Genomic DNA, 19,113 nt, shown 5'->3' with positions numbered 1-19,113 from the left:
CCATGCTCTGGGCCTGCATTCTCCTGCCACAGCTGGCCATGGACGGCGTGCTGCGCGGCCGTCCCGAGCCGGACGCCGCCCTGGCGCTGCTCGCCGGGCCGACCCAGCGCCGCGTACTGCAGGCGGTGAACCCGGCTGCGCGGGCGCTGGGGCTCAAGCCCGGCCAGTCGCTCACCGCCGCCCAGGCCTTGAGCCGCGACTTCGCCACCGCCGAGTACGACCTGCGCGACGTGCAGCGCTGGCAGAACCTGCTGGCCGCCTGGGCCTACGGCTTCAGCTCGCAGGTCAGCCAGCACTACCCGCGCGCGCTGCTGCTGGAAGTGCAGTCGAGCCTGCAACTGTTCGGCCCCTGGCCGCGCTTCGAGGCACGTCTGCGCGAGGAGTTGAACGGGCTGGGCTTCCGCCACCGCATCACCGCCGCGCCCAACCCGGCCGCCGCGCGCATCCTCGCCAACGGCCACGACGGCCTGGCGATCCACGACAACCAGCAGCTGCGCCAGTACCTGGGGAAGATGCCGCTGGAGCGCCTGGGCCTGGAGCGCGACGCCGCCACGTCGCTGGGGCGCATGGGCCTGCGCAGCCTGCAGCAACTGCTCGCCCTGCCGCGCGAAAGCCTGGCCCGGCGCTTCCCGCCACAGGTGCTGCGGCAGGTCGACACCCTGCTCGGCCAACGCCCGCTGGCCCTGGAGTTCTACCGGCCGCCGGACTGTTTCGAGTCGCGTATCGAGCTGAATTTCGACGTGGAGTCCACCCAGGCGCTGCTGTTCCCGCTGCGCCGCCTGACCGCCGATCTCGCCGCCTTCCTCGCCGGACGCGACAGCGGCGTGCAGCGTTTCGTCCTCCATCTGGAGCACCACGAAGGCAGCGACACGCTGATGCCGGTCGGCCTGCTCAGCGCCGAACGCGAGGCGACGATGCTCTTCGAGCTGACCCGTGGCCGCCTGGAGCAACTGCAACTGCGCGCCCCGGTGCACAGCGTGCGGCTGCTGGCCGACGACCTGCCGGCCTTCGTGCCGCAGCACCGCGAGCTGTTCGACGACCGCCCGCAACAATCGCTGCCCTGGGAACAGCTGCGCGAACGCCTGCGCGCGCGGCTGGGCGACGACGCCGTGCACAGTCTCGGCGGCCGCGCCGACCATCGCCCGGAGCGCGCCTGGCAAGGCAGCCCGACGCCGCTGCAGGCCATCATCGAAGCCCCGCGCCCCGGCTGGCTGCTGGCCGAGCCCCAGCCACTGCGCGAGTTCGCCCCGGCCCTGCTGGCCGGCCCCGAGCGCATCGAATCCGGCTGGTGGGACGGCGAGGACATCCGCCGCGACTACTACCAGGTGCGCACCCGCAGCGGCCAGCGCGCCTGGGTGTTCCGCCCGGTGGGCGACGACGGCCCGCTGCTGCTGCACGGCTGGTTCGCATGAGCGCGCCGGAGGAAGGCATCGGCTACGCCGAGCTGCACTGCCTGTCCAACTTCAGCTTCCAGCGCGGCGCCTCCAGCGCTGACGAGCTGTTCGAGCGGGCGAAGAAGCTCGGCTACCGCGCCCTGGCGATCACCGACGAATGCAGCCTGGCCGGCATCGTCCGCGCCTGGCAGGCGGCGAAGAAACACGAGATCGCGCTGATCACCGGCAGCGAACTGAGCATCGAGCAAGGCCCGAAGCTGGTGCTGCTGGCGGAGAACCTGGCCGGCTACGAGAACCTCTGCCGCCTGCTCACCCACGCCCGCCGCCGCGCCGAGAAAGGCAGCTACCGCCTGGTGCGCACGGACTTCGACGGCAACCTCGACCACCTGCTGGCAATCTGGCTGCCTCGGGATGATCAGGACGACGACGGATTCTGGCTCCGCGAACTGTTCCCCGAGCGCCTGTGGCTGGGCGTCGAACTGCACAAGGGCCCGGACGACGCCGGCAAGCTGCGCCGTCTACAGGAACAGGCCGCACGCCTGGAGATTCCCGCCGTGGCCTGCGGCGACGTACACATGCACGCCCGCGGCCGCCGCGCCCTGCAGGACTGCATGACCGCCATCCGCCAGCACCTGCCGGTGCACGAGGCCGGCCAGCACCTCTATCCCAATGGCGAACGGCATCTGCGGCCGAGGGAGGCGCTGGCGTCGATCTACCCGGCCGAGCTGCTGGCGGAGACATTGAAGATCGCCGGGCGCTGCACCTTCGACCTGGGCGATCTGAAGTACCAGTACCCGCGCGAATTGGTACCCGAGGGCCATACGCCCACCTCCTGGCTGCGCGAGAAGACCGAGGAAGGCATCCGGCGCCGCTGGCCGGATGGTGAGACAGAAAAAGCGCGCGCACAGGTGGAATACGAGCTGGAGCTGATCGCCGAGCTGGGCTACGACAGCTACTTCCTCACCGTCCACGACATAGTCGCCTTCGCCCGCCGCCAGAGCATCCTCTGCCAGGGGCGCGGCTCGGCGGCCAACTCGGTGGTCTGCTTCGCCCTCGGCATCACCGAGCTGGACCCGTCCAAGGCCAGGCTGCTGTTCGAACGTTTCATCTCCCGCGAGCGCAACGAGCCGCCGGACATCGACGTCGACTTCGAACACGACCGCCGCGAGGAGGTCATCCAGTACGTGTTCCAGCGCTACGGCCGCAGCCGCGCCGCGCTCACCGCCGTGGCCAGCACTTACCGCGGCGCCGGTGCGGTACGCGACGTGGCCAAGGCGCTGGGCCTGCCGCCGGACCAGGTCGGCGCGCTGGCCGACTGCTGTGGCGCCTGGAGCCGCGAGGCGCCGCCGCCCGAGCGCCTGCTGGAGGCCGGCTTCGACCCGGAAAGCCCGATCCTGCGCCGCGTGCTGGCCCTGACCGGGCAACTGGTCGGCTTCCCCCGGCACCTGTCGCAGCACCCCGGCGGCTTCGTCATTTCCCAGCAGCCACTGGAAACCCTGGTGCCGGTGGAGAACGCGGCAATGCCCGAGCGCACCCTGATCCAGTGGGACAAGGACGACCTCGACGCCGTCGGCCTGCTCAAGGTCGACGTCCTCGCCCTCGGCATGCTCAGCGCCCTGCGCCGCTGCTTCAACCTGGTCGCCGGCTATCGTGGCCAACAGTGGACCCTGGCGACGCTGCCGCAGGAGTGCGCGAAGACCTACGAAATGATCAGCCGCGCCGACACCGTGGGCGTGTTCCAGATCGAGTCCCGCGCGCAGATGGCCATGCTGCCGCGCCTGCGGCCCGAAACCTTCTACGACCTGGTGATCGAAGTGGCCATCGTCCGTCCCGGCCCGATCCAGGGCGACATGGTCCATCCCTACCTGCGCCGGCGGAACAAGGAGGAAAAGGTCGAGTACCCGCACGAAGAGCTGATCCCGATCTTCGAACGCACCCTGGGCGTACCGCTGTTCCAGGAACAGGTGATGGAGCTGGCGGTGGTTGCTGCCGAGTACACGCCCGGCGAAGCCGACCAACTGCGTCGTTCCATGGCTGCCTGGAAACGCCATGGCGGGCTGGAGCCGCACCGCCAGAGATTGTCCGAACGCATGGGCGCCAAGGGCTACAAGCAGGAATACATCGACCGCATCTTCGAGCAGATCAAGGGCTTCGGCAGCTACGGCTTCCCCGAATCCCACGCCGCCAGCTTCGCCCTGCTCACCTACGCCAGCTGCTGGTTGAAATGCCACGAGCCGGCGGCCTTCACCTGCGCGCTGATCAACAGCTGGCCCATGGGTTTCTACAGCCCCGACCAGCTGCTGCAGGACGCCCGCCGCCATGGCCTGGAGATTCGCCCGGTGGACGTGCGCCACAGCCACTGGGACTGCACCCTGGAACCCATCGCCGAACGCCAGCCGGCGATCCGCCTCGGCCTGCGCATGGTGCGCGGGCTGCGTGAGGACGTTGCCAACGCCGTGGCCCGGGCGCGCGAGCAACGCCCCTTCGCCGATGTCGCTGACCTCTGCCTGCGTGCCCATCTCGACGGCCGCGCCCGCGAACAACTAGCCGACGCCGGCGCCCTGCGCGGCCTCGCCGGCCACCGGCACAAGGCGCGCTGGGCGATCGCCGGAGTCGAGCCGCAGCTGCCGCTGTTCGCCGGCCAGGCCTCCGAGGAAGCGCCGGTCAGCCTGCCGCTGCCCAGCCGCGGCGAAGACCTGCTCACCGATTACGCGACCCTCGGCACTACCCTCGGCCCGCACCCCATGACCCTGCTGCGCGGCGCCCTCAAGGCCCGTCGCTGCCGCAGTTCAAGGGAACTGGCCAGCCTGGAAGCCGACCGCCCGGTACGCGTCGCCGGCCTGGTGGTCGGCCGCCAGCGCCCCGGCACGGCCAGCGGCGTCACTTTCATCACCCTGGAAGACGAGTTCGGCATGATCAACGTGATCGTCTGGCGCGACCTCGCCGAACAGCAGCGCCGCCCCTTCCTCAGCGCCCGCCTGATGCAGGTGGACGGCACCCTGGAAGCCAAGGACGGTGTGCGCCATGTGATCGCCGGACGGCTGACGGACCTGAGTGAGCTACTGGAGGGGCTGGATGTGCGGAGTCGGGATTTCCATTGAGCCAGCAAAACGAATCTCGCAGGAATGCGGCTTCGTAGGATGGCGTGGAGCGCAGCGATACCCATCAGCCCCCGGCACCATCAGCATGGGTATCGCTGCGCTCCACCCATCCTACCTAATCCCATCCTGATGCCTATGCGCTGGGGCTGTCGCAGGCATGGCCAGCTCCTACAGGCCGGCTGTAGGCTGCCCATGTAGGAGCGGGCCATGCCCGCGAAAAGCGGACAAAGTCCGCACCGACATACCACCCCAGGCCTCGATACACCCCCAATCCCTCCAGGAACGCGCGGTCAGGACCGCACTGGTGCCCTACCCAGAACAACGCCACAATGACCCGCACTCCAGCATCGGACCCAGCATGATCACCCTCCGCCACATCGAAGTCTTCCGCGCGGTCATGACCACCGGCAGCGTCACCCGCGCGGCGGCGTTCCTGCATACCAGCCAGCCCACCGTCAGCCGCGAGCTGGCGAGGCTGGAGCAACTGGTCGGCTTCGAGCTGTTCCTGCGCGAGCGTGGGCGGCTGGCGCCGACGGCGCGGGCGCTGATGCTGTTCGAGGAGGTGGAGCGTTCCTTCACCGGGCTGGACCGCATCGTCGCCTTCGCCGACAGCCTCGGGCAGTTCGCCGAGGGCAAGTTCTCCATCGGCTGCCTGCCGGCGCTGACCCAGGCGCTGCTGCCCGAAGCCTGCAAGCGCTTCAGCCGGGAGAACCCGGCCATCAGCCTGGAGGTGGCGGCGCTGGAGTCGCCGCACCTGGAAGAGGCGCTCAGCGCCCAGCACCACGACATCGGCCTGATCGAGAACGACGACGCCCCGCGCGGCACCGAGCTGCAACCGCTGCTGGCGGTGGACGAGGTGTGCATCCTCCCGGACGGCCACCCGCTGCTGGCCCGCGAGCACCTGGCGGCGGCAGACTTCGCCGGCCAGCCCTTCGTCAGCCTGGCCACCAGCGACCGCTACCGACACCTGATCGACGCCGTGTTCCTCGGCGCTGGCGTGCAGCGGCAGATGCAGGTGGAAACCCACAGCGCCGTCTCGGTGTGCAGCATGGTCCGCGCCGGCCTGGGCCTGGCCGTGGTCAACCCGATCACCGCGCTGATGTTCCAGGGCCAGGGCATCCAGCTGCGCCCGCTGGCTTTCTCGCTGCCGTTCCAGGTCAGCGTGGCGAAACCGCTGTACCGCCCCGCTACGCCGCTGCGCGAGCGCTTCGTGGCGGCACTTCAGGCAGAGGCTGGCGTGCTGGTACAACGCCTGCGCGAAGCCGGCGTGGGCTGCACCCTATATCAAAATTGAATTGATCCGATAACAAGCGGCATTATTCAGCCATGCAAAGGACCGGTAGACTAGCGCCATCTACCTTCGGAGCCCATTCATGACTTTCCTCGCCCTGCCCCGCGCCGAACAGCTCGCCCTGCAATTCGGCACCCCGCTGTGGATCTACGACGCAGCCACCATCCGCGGCCAGATCGAGCGCCTGAAAAGCTTCGACATCATCCGCTTCGCCCAGAAGGCCTGCTCCAACCTGCACATCCTGCGCCTGATGCGCGAACAGGGGGTGAAGGTCGATGCGGTATCCCAGGGCGAACTGCTGCGTGCCCTGGCCGCCGGCTACTCGTGCCGCGAGGATGAATCCGAGATCGTCTTCACCGCCGACCTGCTGGACCGCACCACCCTGGAAACCGTGGTCGAGCACGGCATCCCGGTGAACGCCGGCTCCATCGACATGCTCCGCCAGCTGGGCGAGGTCGCCCCCGGTCATCCGGTGTGGCTGCGCATCAACCCCGGTTTCGGTCACGGCCACAGCAACAAGACCAACACCGGCGGCGAACACTCCAAGCACGGCATCTGGCACAGCGACCTGCGCGCCGCCCTGGACGTGATCCGCGAGCGCGGCCTGCGTCTGGTCGGCCTGCACATGCACATCGGTTCGGGCGTCGACTACGGCCACCTGGCCCAGGTCGGCGAAGCCATGCTCGGCCTGGTGCAGCAGGTGAAGGACGCCGGTCATGATCTGTCCGGCATCTCTGCCGGCGGCGGCCTGTCCATCCCCTACCGCGCCGGCGACCCGGAAGTGGACACCGCGCACTACTTCCAGCTGTGGGACAAGGCGCGCAAGGCCGCCGAGGCCGTGGTCGGCCACAAGCTGCACCTGGAGATCGAACCGGGCCGCTACCTGGTCGCCCAGTCCGGCTGCCTGCTCAGCGAAGTGCGCGCCACCAAGGACGCCGGCCGCAACCACTTCGTGCTGGTGGACGCCGGCTTCAACGAGCTGATGCGCCCATCCATGTACGGCAGCTACCACGGCATCCGCGTGCTGGCCGGCGACGTCGCCAGTCGCGAGGTGATCGATACCGTGGTGGCCGGCCCGCTGTGCGAATCCGGTGACGTGTTCACCCAGGGCGATGGCGGCGTGGTCATCCCCCGCGCCCTGCCGCGCGCCCAGGTCGGCGACCTGCTGCTGATCGAGGACACCGGCGCCTATGGCGCGTCCATGTCGTCGAACTACAACAGCCGCCCGCTGATTGCCGAGGTGCTGCTCGAAGGCGCCGACGCGAAGCTGATCCGCCGCCGCCAGCGCGTGGAAGAGCTGCTGGCCCTGGAAGAAGATCTGGGCTGATCCCCGCCGTCACGATCCGCCGGCCCTGCCGGCGAGTCGCGGGCGTGGCCCGCTCCTACAGTCAGTGCTCAACCTGTAGGAGCGTGCCCTGCACGCGAAAGGCGGGCAAAGCCCGCCCTCTGCCGGAAGCGTCCGCCCCTCACCGATCGATGCGCGTCGACAGAATGATCGACGACATCGTCCGCTCCACCCCGTCCAGCGCGCCGATGCGGTCCAGCACCGCGTCCAGGTCGCGGATCGACAGCGCCTCGACTATCACGATCATGTCGAAGTTGCCGCTCACCGAATGCAGTGTCTTCACCTCGGCGATCTTCTCCAGTGCCTGCACCACCTGGTGCGACAGCTTGGGCAGCGCCGTCACCAGCACGTGGGCGCGCACCAGCGACTGCGCGTAGCTGTCCGACACCTTGATCGAATAGCCGGTGATGACGCCCTGCTGCTCCAGCCTTTCGATACGGCTCTGCACCGTGGAGCGCGACACCCCGAGCTTGCGCGCCAGCTCGGAGATCGACTCGCGGGCATTGGCGCGCAGCAGGTTCAGCAAGGCCGTGTCGGCATTTTTCGTCATATTGCTCATGGTATTGGTCAATCTGCCTGAAAGCTCCCGACAATCTTGCAGATTGTCAGGTTCATTTCAACGACGGCCTTTGCAATAGTGGACGCCACGGCGAGCCCTCACAGCTCGCCATTTCTTTGCCCGCGCGCCATCCATCGACTGGCCCCGGCGGGTCGCAGAAAGCCTTGCCAAGCTGGTGCTACAAGCCGGCACGTCGAACAAGAAGGAAATACCCAATGCTCAAGAACCGCCACCCCCACACCCCCGGCAAGAAACCGGTGACCATCTTCGGCCCGGACTTCCCCTTCGCCTTCGACGACTGGATCGAGCACCCCGCCGGCCTGGGCAGCATCCCCGCCGAGAAGCACGGCCAGGAAGTGGCCATCGTCGGCGCCGGCATCTCCGGCCTGGTGGCGGCCTACGAGCTGATGAAGATGGGCTTGAAGCCGGTGGTCTACGAGGCCTCGAAAATGGGCGGCCGACTGCGTTCGGAGACCTTCGAAGGCGCCGACGGCATCATCGCCGAGCTGGGCGGCATGCGCTTCCCGGTCTCCAGCACCGCCTTCTACCACTACGTCGACAAGCTCGGCCTGGAAACCCGGCCCTTCCCCAACCCGCTGACCCCGGCCTCGGGCAGCACCGTGGTCGACCTGGAAGGCACCAGCCACTACGCCGAGAAGATGGCCGACCTGCCGGAAATCTTCCGCGAAGTCGCCCAGGCCTGGGCCGAAGCGCTGGAAGACGGTGCGCGCTTCTCCGAGGTCCAGGACGCGCTGCGCGAGCGCGATACGGTCAAGCTCAAAGCCCTGTGGGACGAACTGGTGCCCAAGTGGGACGACCGCACCTTCTACGACTTCGTCGCCACCTCCAAGGCCTTCTCGCGCCTGTCCTACCGTCACCGCGAAATCTTCGGCCAGGTCGGCTTCGGCACCGGCGGCTGGGACTCGGACTTCCCCAACTCCATGCTGGAAATCTTCCGCGTGGTGATGACCAACTGCGACGATCACCAGCATCTGGTCGTGGGCGGCGTCGAGCAGGTGCCACGCGGCATCTGGAGCCATGTGCCGGAGCAATGCGCGCACTGGCCGGCCGGCACCTCCCTGGCCACCCTGCACAACGGCGCGCCGCGTCCGGGCGTGAAGAAGATCGCCCGCGCCGCCGACGGCACCTTCGCCGTCACCGACTACTGGGGTGACACCCGCCACTACGCGGCCGTCCTCGCGACCTGCCAGACCTGGCTGCTGACCACCCAGATCGAATGCGAGGAAGCGCTGTTCTCGCAGAAGATGTGGATGGCCCTGGACCGCACCCGCTACATGCAGTCCTCGAAGACCTTCGTGATGGTCGACCGGCCGTTCTGGAAGGACAAGGACCCGCAGACCGGCCGCGACGTGATGAGCATGACCCTCACCGACCGCCTCACCCGCGGCACCTACCTGTTCGACAACGGCGACGACAAGCCGGGGGTGATCTGCCTGTCCTACTCCTGGATGAGCGACGCCATGAAGATGCTCCCGCACCCGGTGGAGAAGCGCGTGCAGCTTGCGCTGGATGCATTGAAGAAGGTCTACCCGAAGGTCGATATCGCCGGCCACATCATCGGCAACCCGATCACCGTGTCCTGGGAGGCCGACCCGCACTTCCTCGGCGCCTTCAAGGGCGCGCTGCCGGGCCACTACCGCTACAACCAGCGCATGTATGCGCACTTCATGCAGGACGACATGCCCGCCGAGCAGCGCGGCATCTTCATCGCCGGCGACGATGTGTCCTGGACCCCGGCCTGGGTGGAAGGCGCGGTGCAGACCTCGCTGAACGCCGTGTGGGGCATCATGAAGCACTTCGGCGGCGCGACCCATCCGGAGAACCCCGGCCCCGGCGACCGCTTCGCCGAACTGGGCCCGATGGAACTGCCGGACTGATCCGCGCCGCTCCCCTGCCTTGACTGAACAGTGGCTCGCGCGGGGCCGGGATCGGGTGCAAACTGCCTGATCCCGGCCTTGCGCGTTTCGAAGGAGAACCCCATGTACCTCGCCCTCTACCAGTGCCCTCCCGGCCCCGACGACATCGCCGGCAACCTGCGCCGCCTGGAGCAGGCCGCGCAACAGGCGGTGCAGAACGGTGCGGACCTGCTGGTGCTGCCGGAGATGTACCTGTCCGGCTACAACATCGGCGCGAAGCGTGTCGCGGAGCTTGCGGAAAGCTGCGACGGCCCGTCTGCCCTGCGCATCGCAGAGATCGCCCGCGAGCACAAGCTCGGCATCCTCTACGGCTATCCCGAACGTGACGGCGACGCCATCTTCAACAGCGTGCAGCTGATCGACCGGCAGGGCGAACGCCGCGCCAACTACCGCAAGACCCACCTCTACGGCGACCTCGACCGCAGCCAGTTCAGCGCCTCCGATGAGCCGCCAGCGATCTTCGAGCTCGACGGCTGGAAGGTCGGCCTGCTGATCTGTTTCGACGTGGAATTCCCCGAGGCCGTGCGCACGCTCGCTTTGGCCGGCGCGGATGTCGTGCTGGTGCCCACTGCGAACATGCGCCCGTACGAATTCGTCGCCCAGGTGCTGGTGCCGACCCGCGCCTACGAGAACCAGGTGTTCCTCGCCTACGCCAACTACGTCGGCAGCGAGGGCGAAATCGAGTACTGCGGCCTGAGCAGCATCGTCGCCCCGGATGGCCAGGTGCTGACCAAGGCCAAGCAAGGCGAGGAATTGCTGGTGGCCGAACTGGACCCGCACCGCATCGCCCTGGCGCGTGAGGGGTACAGCTATGTGCACCTGCGGCGGCCGGTGCTGTATCGCAGCTGAAAAAAGGCCCGGCTAAATGCCGGGCTTTCTTTTGCACAAGAACAATCGTAGGGCGCATAACACGGAACGGGTTATCCGCCGCGATGGCGGATAACGCTTCAGGCGTTATGCGCCCTACGGTAACGGCTTCCCGGCTGTATCACGGTGGCACGCCTGGCAGCTGCGCACCGGTCCGCTGGCGTGAAACGCCTGCAGGCGCTGCAGGTGGCAGCTCTGGCAGAGCTGGTGGAAATCCGCCTCGATGCGCGCGGCCAGCGCCGGGCTCTGCTTGTGGCAGAGGATGCAGGTGCGGTTGCCGGAGACCGAGGGCGACTGGTCCTGGTAGTCGTGGTGGCAGCTGATGCAGTTCACCGAGGCGTGCGGCTCATGGGGGAACGCCAGCGGCAGCAGCGGGCGGCTGCGCTGCCAGTGCTCATGGGCGAACCACGCCCCTGCCGACAGCACGATGACTGCGGTAACTGAAAACCCGATCCAGACGCGCCTCACAGTGGCAGCTCCAGATTCGCCAGCACGCTGTAGAGCGCCGACAGGCCGATGATCAACACGCTGGCCGCCAGCACCAACCAGGTGGCGCGCTGCGCGGTGTTGCGCTTGCGACCGCTGACGCCGTTGGCAGGCTTGGGCAGGCGCGGCCAGAGGGCCACCGCCAGCATCAGCGCCACCAGCAACGCGCCCTTCCAGACTCCGCCGCTGTAGTAGCCCGCGCCGAGCACATGAACAGCCATCAGCGACAGGGCGAGCAGACTGCCGCCGTAATGCCAGCGGCGGAACGAAGCGGCGCTGCTGCTCCAGCGCGGGCGGACGCGGCTCAGGCTGGAAACCGCCAGCACCAGCATCAGGATCGCCGACGCCAGCCCGGCCAGCATGTAGCCGGGTGCGGATGGCAACAGGTCCTCGATCAGCAGCGGCTCATCGACCAGCAGCACGACGATGTGCACCAGCAGCAATGCGACGGCAGCAAAGCCCAGGTCGCGGTGCAGGCGCAGGAAGAACTTGCCCTCATAGAGCGGGCGCGGTTGCGGCCGGCCGCCGATGACGAACAGCAGCCCCAGCAGGCAGGCGCCGAGCAGACCGGCGGCGTTGGCGAAATCCCAGGCATAGCCGAGCCCCGGCATGGCGCCGAGGCCGAGCAGGATGACGACCGGCAGCAGGCAACCGAGCGCCAGGCGCGCAAACAGCGCAGGCATGGGGGACTCCGAACACGGGTCTATTACCGGAGGCTAGCAAGCACCGGAGGCGCGCGAGTGTCGCTGCCTGCCAGACGAATTGCCGCCTGTGCCACACCCTGTAGGAGCGCCCCATGGCCCGCTCCTGCGCTGGGCTCCGTAGCGCGCCAGGAAACACCACGCAGGATGGCGTGGAGCGAAGCGATACCCATCAATCCGCTCACCAGCAGCATGGGTATCGCTGCGCTCCACCCATCCTACGAAGAGCAGTCCGGATTACAGGTCCAGCACCAGCCGCGCCGATTTGGCGCGAGACACACAAGCGCAGATCTGCTTGTTGGCAGCCTTCTCCTTGTTCGACAGGCAGTTGTCGCGGTGCTCCGGCTCGCCCTCCAGCACTTCGACGATGCAGGTGCCGCAGATGCCCTCGCGGCACTCGGTGTCGATGTCGCAGCCATGGGCCTGCAGCACATCCACCAGCGTCGAGTCTGCCGGTACGTGAAGCACCACGCCGGAGCTGGCCAGTTCCACTTCGAAGGAGCCGGTCGGCGCCGCGTTGGCGGCCGGGTCGGCCTGGAAGTGTTCCAGGTGGATAGCGTCTTCCGGGCGGCTGCGCGCGGCGATTTCGACCACCTTGTTCATGAACGGCGCCGGGCCGCAGGTGTAGACGTGGGCCTGTTGCGGCGCGCGCTCCAGGCACTCGCCCAACACGCGGTCGAGGTCGGCGGGTTCGACGCCGTAGTGCAGCTCCACCTTGCCGGCGAAGGCCTCGCTGGCCAGCAGCTCGACGAAGGCCGCGTGCTCGGCCGAACGGGCGAAGTAATGCAGGCGATAGGACTCGCCCATGGCGTTCAGGCGGTAGGCCATGCTCAGCAGCGGCGTGACGCCAATGCCGGCGGCGAACAGCACGTGCTCGCGGGCTTCCGGCGCCAGGCGGAACAGGTTGCGCGGCGCGCCGATGTCCAGCTCCATGCCTTCGCGCACTTCGTGCAGCGCGCTGGAGCCGCCACGGGAGGCGCCTTCCTTCTTGATCGCTACCAGATAGGCCGCGCGGTCATCCGGCGGGCTGCACAGCGAATACTGGCGCGTCACCCCGGTGGGGCCGGTGACGTCGACGTGGGCGCCCGGCTCGTAGGCGTCGAACGGCTGGCCATCACAACGTACGAGGCGCAAGGAACGGATGTCCTGCGCTTCCTCGACGATCCTTTCGATTCTGACCTTCATCATGGCGTTACCTGCAAGGCGTTGAGTGCGGGCTCTGTGGCCCCTTTCCGGCCTCTTTTTCACGAGCGGACGGGTTGTCGATGTTGCTCTGGAGAGAGGTTTCCTCTCTCCGTTTGATTGATTTCGGAGCAAGGGCACTGCCCTCACCCCAGCCCTCTCCCGGAGGGAGAGGGAGCAGAATGTGCCGGCTGACGATGCGGTTTCATCCTGCTCCGGACGGTCCCCTCTCCCTTCGGGAGAGGGTTAGGGTGAGGGGGCTTGAAGCCCATCACCCATGCCAGGACCGAGCGCAGGGCGGATAACGCGCAGCGTTATCCGCCGATCACTCAGCCCGAAGCCTCAGCGCATGAACAACCCGCCATTGATATCCCAGCAGGCGCCCGTCACCGATCCGGCGTTCTCCGCGCAGAGCAGCAGCACGCTGTCGGCGATGAAAGTCGGGTCGCCCAGGCGGCCTGTGGGGATGGTCTTGAGGATCAGTTCCAGGCGCTCGGGCGCCACGCTCTCGTAGACCACCGGCAAGTCCAGCGGCCCCGGCGAGATGGCATTGACGGTCACGCCCTGGCCCGAGAGTTCGCGGGCGAACACCTTGGTCAGGGTCGCCACGCCGCCCTTGGCCGCCGCGTAGTGGCCGCCGGTGGCAGTGCCGCCGTTCTGCCCGGCCAGCGAGGCGATGTTGACGATGCGGCCATAGCCGCGCGCCGCGAAGTGCGTGCCGAAAACCTGGCAGGCGACGAAGGTGCCGCGCAGGTTCACCGCCATGGAGGCGTCGAAGTCCTCCGGGCTGATGTCCATGAGCGCGGCCACCTTGGACATCCCGGCGTTGTTCACCAGGATGTCGGTGCCGCCCCAGCGCTCGGCGAGCAGGTCACGGGCACGCTCGAAATCGGCTTTCTCCCGCGCGTCCAGCTTCAACCCGACAGCCGTGCGGCCCTCGGGGTCGAGTTCGTCGGCCAGGCGCTGTACCGCTTCTTCGTTCAGGTCGGCCAGCGCCACGCGCAGGCCGGCAGCGTGCAGTCGGCGTGCAATGACCTCACCCAGTCCGCGTGCGGCGCCGGTTACCAGGGCTACTCGTTGCATGGCGCGGCCCTCAGAGCAGGAAGCCGAGCGCGTTGAGCGCGTCTTCGGCGTTGATCAGGCGGATCACCTTGCGCTCCAGTCGCGGCTGGCCGTCGACGAAGCGGATACGGTGGTTCAGGTCGGCAATGAACGGAGTCGCCACGCCGCGCTTGTAGGCGTATAGCACCTGCGCCGAGTTCATCTCGACCAGGTCGCCCGCCGCTTCCACCAGGGAAAAGCGCGAGATGGTGCGCACGGTCTTCGCCGCATCCACTGCCGACGGCGAGTGGCCGCCGGTGAGGCGTTCGATACGCAGGGCGCGCATACGCGCATCGTCGAAGACGTAGTTCAGTCTCGAGGCGAAGTCATCGTCCTCGCCGTCGATCGGCACCACGTAGACGCCATCCTCGCTCCACAGCTGCGACCACTGTGCGTAGTCCTTGCGGTCCAGCAGTTCGGCTTCGCGCCAGACGAACTCGATGGCCTTGGCCAGCGGGCCGGAGAAGCCGTTCAGGGTGTCGTTGCTCATTGGCTCATCATCCTTTTCCACATCTGGTATGCCTCGCGCATGCCGCCTTCGTCGGTGGCGTGGGAGACCTTGTCGCCGTTTTCGGCGACCACTTCGCGGTTCAGGCCGCGGTTGACCAGGATCGGCGCGTCGACGCCGGCGTAGGAGCCACGCTGCACGCGGTCCCAGGCCTCGGCGTCATCCGGGCTGCCGAAACCGAACGGGCCCTGGAAGTGCTCGTGGATGCGCATGCGCTCGCGGTTGGCGATTTCCGGGCCGCCGTCCATGCCCAGCGCGACGTGGCGAATTTCGGTCTCGGTGACGGAGATCGGCCGCAGCACGCGGAAGAACGACATGGACATGGCCACGTTGGGAAACAGGTTGAGGTTGAAGCCGGCGCCATGCAGCGAACGGACGATGCGACGCACCTGCGCAGGCTCCATGGTTTTCGACAGTTCCTCGGTGACGTGGGCGAAGCGCTCCTGGAGCTGCTCGGTGCCGTCGTCGTGGTCGAGATCGACGTGCTCAGGGACCATCACCATCACGCTGTGGCCGTTGCCCAAGGCGTGGGTGACCGCCTGCTCGTCGCTCATGAACGAGAGCATCTCTTCGGTCTCTTCATCCACCGAGGACATGAACGACTTGTGCACGATGGGGAAGTGGTAGCCGTCGGTGGTGTTTTCCAGCTGGATCTTCCAGTTGCCGCGGAAGGTGAACTTGTGTTCGCCCTGGGTCTTGATCGGGTAGCCGGCGCCCTGCTTCATGAACAGGTCCATCCAGTGCTTCGCCCCGCCGAGGAAGTCTTCCAGCGGCTCGATCTCGTCGTTGTAGGTGGCGAACACCATGCCGGCGTAGCTCTCCACGCGCAGGCTGGTCAGCGGCAGCTCGGACTTGTCGAGGATGTCCTCGTAGCCGTCCGGGTACGGCAGCGCGCGCAGCTTGCCGTCCAGCGCATAGGACCAGCTGTGGTACGGGCAGGTGAAGCCGGTGGCATTGCCCTTGTGCTTCTCGCACACGGTGGCGCCGCGGTGGCGGCAGCGGTTTTCCAGGACGTTGATAGTGCCCTTCTTGTCGCGCACCACGATCACCGGGCGGCGACCGACGCTGGTGGTCTTGAAGTCGCCGGCGTTGCGCACTTCGCTTTCGTGGGCGACCCACACCCAGGTGCGGTAGAAGATCTTGTCCATCTCCGCTTCGAACAGCTGCGGGTCGTTGTACAGCGAAACATCGACGCGGTCGTCGCCGACCAGCTCTTCGACGCTGCGCGACCGGGCGATCAGCCGGTATTCGTGAGCGCTCATGCCCATCTCCTCATGCCGATTTCTTATGTTTTTGCGCAGGCCGCGTGGCAGCCAGGCTGTGTTCGAGTTGCGCGCCGAAGGCACACACACGTTCGTCGTCGCCCTTGCGGCCGACGATCTGCAGGCCGACTTTCAGCCCGCCGCAATCCAGGTCCACCGGCACCGTCAGCGCCGGGTGTCCGCTCAGGTTGAAAGGCCGCACCAGAGGCGTCATGCCCGCCACGGACTTGCCGTTGCGCGCATCGCTGAGCAGCGGCGGCAGGTCGGGCATGGTCGGCAACAGCAGGACTTCGAAGTCCTCCAGCGCAGCGTCGATAGCGCGGGTGAAACCGTCGCGCACCTTCTGGGCCTCGGCGCGCTCGGCGTCGGTGGTGCGACTGGCCAGCAGCAGGCGCTGCTCGACATCGGCACCGATCAGGCCCTTGCCGGTCAGCGCCGCATAAGCGGCCCAGTTCTCGTGGTTGATCACCACCAGCCCGGCCTGGAAAGCCGCCTCGAACTCGCCGAGGAACAGGTGGCTGCGGCGCCAGCCGGCGCGGTCGGCGGCGGCACCCAGGCAAGCCTGGATGTGCGGCGCCGCCGGCACTTCGAGGAAGGCCACGCGGGCACCCTCGCCCGGCATCCGGACCTCGCCGAAGCCGGGGCAGATGACCTGCATGGCGGCGATCAGGTCGGCCATGTTGGCGGCGAACGGGCCGACGCAATCCAGGCTGCTCTGCGCCGGATGCACGCCGTCGCGGCTGACCCGGCCGAAGGTCGGCTTCAGCCCGGCGATGCCACAGCAGGCCGCCGGTACGCGGACCGAACCGCCGGTATCAGTGCCCAGGGCGATATCCGCCAACCCGGCCGCCACGGCAGACGCGGAACCGCTGGACGAGCCGCCCGGCACGCGGTCGGGCGCCATCGGGTTGATCGGCGTGCCGGTCCAGTCGTTGATGCCGGTGACGCCGAAGGCCAGTTCGTGAAGGTTGGTCTTGCCGACGATCTGCCAGCCGGCGTTGAGCACAGCGTCGACCACGAAGGCGTTGCGCTCGGCTGGCGCGGCGTCGGCCAGCGCACGGGTGCCGCAACGGGTCGGGTAGCCGGCGATGTCGATGCTGTCCTTGACCGCGACGCGCTTGCCGTCGCCGTTATCGTTGCGGCCGAGGAGGAACTCGCTGACGAAGGTGCTCATGGACGGGTCTCCTCTGCGCTGCCCAGCAGGCGCTGCGACAGGCGCTGGGTGCGGAAGTGGCTGATCTGCCAGCGCCCGTCGATCTCGCGGAAATCGATGTCCAGGCGCGTGCCGAACAGCTCGGTGTGGCCCTCGGCGTAGGTCGAAAGCTGCTGCATGATCCATTGCCCACGAGCGGTGCGACCGTCGACGCGGATCGACTCGCTGGTGAGGAAGTGCAGGTTCAGGGTGAAGTGCGGCGACGGCGGCAGGTAGCCGAAGACGAACGCGGCAATCGCCTCGCGGCCCTGGTGATGACCGAAGGTCTGCGCCGTGGAAGAGCCGATGCCCTCCCACACCGCGTCCTCGCTGAACAGCTCGGCCAGCTCGCTCATCGCCACCGGCGCGTGCGGCACGTCGCAGAGGTCCATGTAGCGGGCCATCAACCGGCGCACCTGGCTTTCCCCTTCGAGGGTCTCCAGGCGGCGGTTCAGCTCGGCCATGCTCAGGCTGCTCATGGCTCAGGTCCGCGCGGCTTCGGGAATGGTCAGCGGGCGGCCGATGCGCGCCTCGACCTTGGCGTACTTCCACAGGCTGTACTCGCCCACCGGAGTGGTGCGGAACAGGTTGCAGGCGTCGATCACGGTCTGGTGGCAGTCCACGTCGGCCATGATGTAGACGGTCCAGGGCGAGGTGGTGGACGGGCCGACCATCAGGCGGTCGTCATCCAGCACGCCGAGCACGTTCATGCCCGGCAGCGCGTCGAGGTCGCCCATCATCTGCGAGAAGCCCTTCCACACGGTGATGCCTTCACCGGTGGGCAGGTCGAAGAACGGCTGGGCGATGCCGATGCAGAACAGTACGCGCAAGGGTTCGGTGGTCGGACGGGTCATGTTTCTGGGTCCTTGTTCTTATGGGTTCGAATCAGATGTATCCGGGGAACGGCGGCACATCGAGCAGCACCGCGCCGGCGCCGTCGTACATGCCGTCGCTCAAGAAGGCGTGCTGGGTGACCACCATGGCGTCGCGCAGGTAGCGCTGCAGCGGGTGGTGCATATAGATGGCCGTGGTTCCGGCCAGGGTGTAGGCGCGGCGCACCACGTCGGCGCCGGCGCGGGACACGTGCACGGCGGACAGGCGCAGCTGGCTGACCTGCTCCGGGCTGACCGCATCGCCCGCAAGAATGGATGCCCAGACGGCCTCGGTGGCGTCATAGAAGAAGCCGCGCGCGGCCTGCAGCTCGGCCTCGGCCTTGCCGATCTCGATGCGCACGTAGGCGCGGTCACCCAGTTTGGGCGCGCCGGTCACGCCGCTGGACGACGCCATGCGGGTGATCTCGTCCAGCGCCGCGCGTGCCAGGCCGAGGTTGACCACGGCGAGTACCTGGGCGGCGTAGGCAATGGTCGGGTAGCGGTACAGTGGCTCGTCGATGTTCGATTGGCCGCCACGGATGAAGGTCCAGTCGTCCGCGACGAAGGCGTTGTCCAGCTTCAGGTCGTGACTGCCGGTGCCCTTGAGGCCGACCACGTTCCAGTTCTCGACGATCTCCACATCCTTTGCCCGCAGCAGCGCGGTGCGCGGCTTGCCGCCCGGCCCGCCGATACCGATACCGACGCCGAGCACGTCGGCGCCCTTGCAGCCGCTGGCGAACTTCCAGGTACCGCTGACACGCCAGCCGCCTTCCACCTGGGTCGCCGGCTGGATCGGGAACAGGCCACCGGCGAACACCAGGTCCGGGCCGTCGGCATAGAGTTCAGCAAGGGTGTGACGCGGCAGCGCGGTGAGGTAGGTGCTGGCGCTGCCGAAGCTGGCAACCCAGCCGGCGGAGCCATCGGCTTCGGCGATGCGCTCGACCAGACGGAGGAACTGCGCCGGCGGCAGCGCGTCGCCACCGAAGCACTTGGGCGTGGCAGCGCGGTAGATGCCCACGTCGCGGAAGCGTTCGACCATGTCGCGCGGGACAAAGGAGCGGGTGTCGAACTCCTCGCGGCGCTGGCGGACTTCATCCAGTACGCGCTGGAATTCGAGGGCACGGCCGTCCGCATCGAGCGGTTCGGCGAGAGCGGCACGCAGCATGGCGTCATCTCCGGTTGTTCTTGTAGGGCCGGCCCGTTCGATGCGGGCCGGTCGTCGTTGGGGCCAGTGTATGAACCGCCCTGCCCGCCCAACTATTGGTGCGTGCAGCCCCATGCCTAAAGAAATCCCCTAGTCGGCGCCGGGTTACTC

17 protein-coding genes are annotated in these 19,113 nt (G+C 67.7%); 6 read left to right on the top strand and 11 right to left on the bottom strand.

Annotated features, from left to right (window positions below; all coding sequences use genetic code 11):
• Window positions 1-2 precede the first annotated feature (2 nt).
• From IB261_RS12435 to lysA, 4 genes are all read left to right on the top strand, one after another.
• Entirely contained in the window at window positions 3-1,412 is a 1,410-nt protein-coding gene (locus IB261_RS12435; protein ID WP_192382960.1) for a Y-family DNA polymerase, read from the top strand.
• Window positions 1,409-4,495 (top strand): error-prone DNA polymerase, encoded by a 3,087-nt coding sequence (locus IB261_RS12430; protein WP_192382961.1) that lies wholly within the window; start codon window positions 1,409-1,411, stop codon window positions 4,493-4,495. The genes IB261_RS12435 and IB261_RS12430 overlap by 4 nt, the downstream gene beginning before the upstream one ends.
• Window positions 4,496-4,853: 358 nt before the next feature.
• Window positions 4,854-5,789 (top strand): LysR family transcriptional regulator, encoded by a 936-nt coding sequence (locus IB261_RS12425; protein WP_192382962.1) that lies wholly within the window; start codon window positions 4,854-4,856, stop codon window positions 5,787-5,789.
• 79 nt (window positions 5,790-5,868) lie between these two features.
• Window positions 5,869-7,113, top strand: coding sequence for a diaminopimelate decarboxylase (gene lysA, locus IB261_RS12420; RefSeq protein ID WP_192223138.1), 1,245 nt, complete (start codon window positions 5,869-5,871; stop codon window positions 7,111-7,113).
• Window positions 7,114-7,252: 139 nt separating this feature from the next.
• On the opposite strand, the gene IB261_RS12415 is transcribed toward lysA, so the two are convergent.
• Complete coding sequence (locus IB261_RS12415; RefSeq protein ID WP_081516819.1) at window positions 7,253-7,681, bottom strand: Lrp/AsnC family transcriptional regulator; 429 nt, start codon at window positions 7,679-7,681, stop codon at window positions 7,253-7,255.
• 224 nt (window positions 7,682-7,905) lie between these two features.
• Here IB261_RS12415 and IB261_RS12410 point away from each other — a divergent pair, with 224 nt between their 5' ends.
• Entirely contained in the window at window positions 7,906-9,588 is a 1,683-nt protein-coding gene (locus IB261_RS12410) for a flavin monoamine oxidase family protein (protein WP_192382963.1), read from the top strand.
• Window positions 9,589-9,690: 102 nt separating this feature from the next.
• A complete protein-coding gene (locus tag IB261_RS12405; protein ID WP_151186747.1) occupies window positions 9,691-10,476 on the top strand; it encodes a carbon-nitrogen hydrolase family protein in 786 nt (261 codons plus the stop codon).
• Window positions 10,477-10,590: 114 nt separating this feature from the next.
• Here IB261_RS12405 and IB261_RS12400 read toward each other — a convergent pair whose 3' ends face one another.
• From IB261_RS12400 to IB261_RS12355, 10 genes are all read right to left on the bottom strand, one after another.
• Window positions 10,591-10,962 (bottom strand): cytochrome c3 family protein, encoded by a 372-nt coding sequence (locus IB261_RS12400; RefSeq protein WP_192382964.1) that lies wholly within the window; start codon window positions 10,960-10,962, stop codon window positions 10,591-10,593.
• Window positions 10,959-11,663, bottom strand: coding sequence for a ferric reductase-like transmembrane domain-containing protein (locus IB261_RS12395; RefSeq protein ID WP_192382965.1), 705 nt, complete (start codon window positions 11,661-11,663; stop codon window positions 10,959-10,961). Before IB261_RS12395 ends, IB261_RS12400 begins: the two co-directional genes overlap by 4 nt.
• 255 nt (window positions 11,664-11,918) lie before the next feature.
• Window positions 11,919-12,869 carry a PDR/VanB family oxidoreductase gene (locus IB261_RS12390; protein ID WP_081516814.1) on the bottom strand — a complete coding sequence of 317 codons (951 nt, stop codon included), beginning with the start codon at window positions 12,867-12,869 and terminating at the stop codon, window positions 11,919-11,921.
• A gap of 336 nt (window positions 12,870-13,205) precedes the next feature.
• Window positions 13,206-13,946 (bottom strand): SDR family NAD(P)-dependent oxidoreductase, encoded by a 741-nt coding sequence (locus tag IB261_RS12385; RefSeq protein ID WP_151186743.1) that lies wholly within the window; start codon window positions 13,944-13,946, stop codon window positions 13,206-13,208.
• Between the two features lie 10 nt (window positions 13,947-13,956).
• Window positions 13,957-14,454 carry an aromatic-ring-hydroxylating dioxygenase subunit beta gene (locus IB261_RS12380; RefSeq protein WP_192382966.1) on the bottom strand — a complete coding sequence of 166 codons (498 nt, stop codon included), beginning with the start codon at window positions 14,452-14,454 and terminating at the stop codon, window positions 13,957-13,959.
• Window positions 14,451-15,734, bottom strand: coding sequence for an aromatic ring-hydroxylating oxygenase subunit alpha (locus IB261_RS12375; RefSeq protein ID WP_192382967.1), 1,284 nt, complete (start codon window positions 15,732-15,734; stop codon window positions 14,451-14,453). Before IB261_RS12375 ends, IB261_RS12380 begins: the two co-directional genes overlap by 4 nt.
• Before the next feature lie 10 nt (window positions 15,735-15,744).
• Entirely contained in the window at window positions 15,745-16,908 is a 1,164-nt protein-coding gene (locus IB261_RS12370) for an amidase (protein WP_151186741.1), read from the bottom strand.
• Entirely contained in the window at window positions 16,905-17,405 is a 501-nt protein-coding gene (locus tag IB261_RS12365) for a nuclear transport factor 2 family protein (protein WP_405307951.1), read from the bottom strand. The genes IB261_RS12370 and IB261_RS12365 overlap by 4 nt, the downstream gene beginning before the upstream one ends.
• Before the next feature lie 3 nt (window positions 17,406-17,408).
• Complete coding sequence (locus IB261_RS12360; RefSeq protein ID WP_192382968.1) at window positions 17,409-17,780, bottom strand: hypothetical protein; 372 nt, start codon at window positions 17,778-17,780, stop codon at window positions 17,409-17,411.
• 31 nt (window positions 17,781-17,811) lie between these two features.
• Window positions 17,812-18,963 (bottom strand): acyl-CoA dehydrogenase family protein, encoded by a 1,152-nt coding sequence (locus IB261_RS12355; RefSeq protein WP_192382969.1) that lies wholly within the window; start codon window positions 18,961-18,963, stop codon window positions 17,812-17,814.
• Between the last annotated feature and the right edge of the window lie 150 nt (window positions 18,964-19,113).

This window comes from Pseudomonas sp. PDM20, assembly GCF_014852575.3.
Classification (GTDB): Bacteria; Pseudomonadota; Gammaproteobacteria; order Pseudomonadales; family Pseudomonadaceae; genus Pseudomonas.
This window is presented reverse-complemented; position numbering and strand designations above follow the sequence as displayed.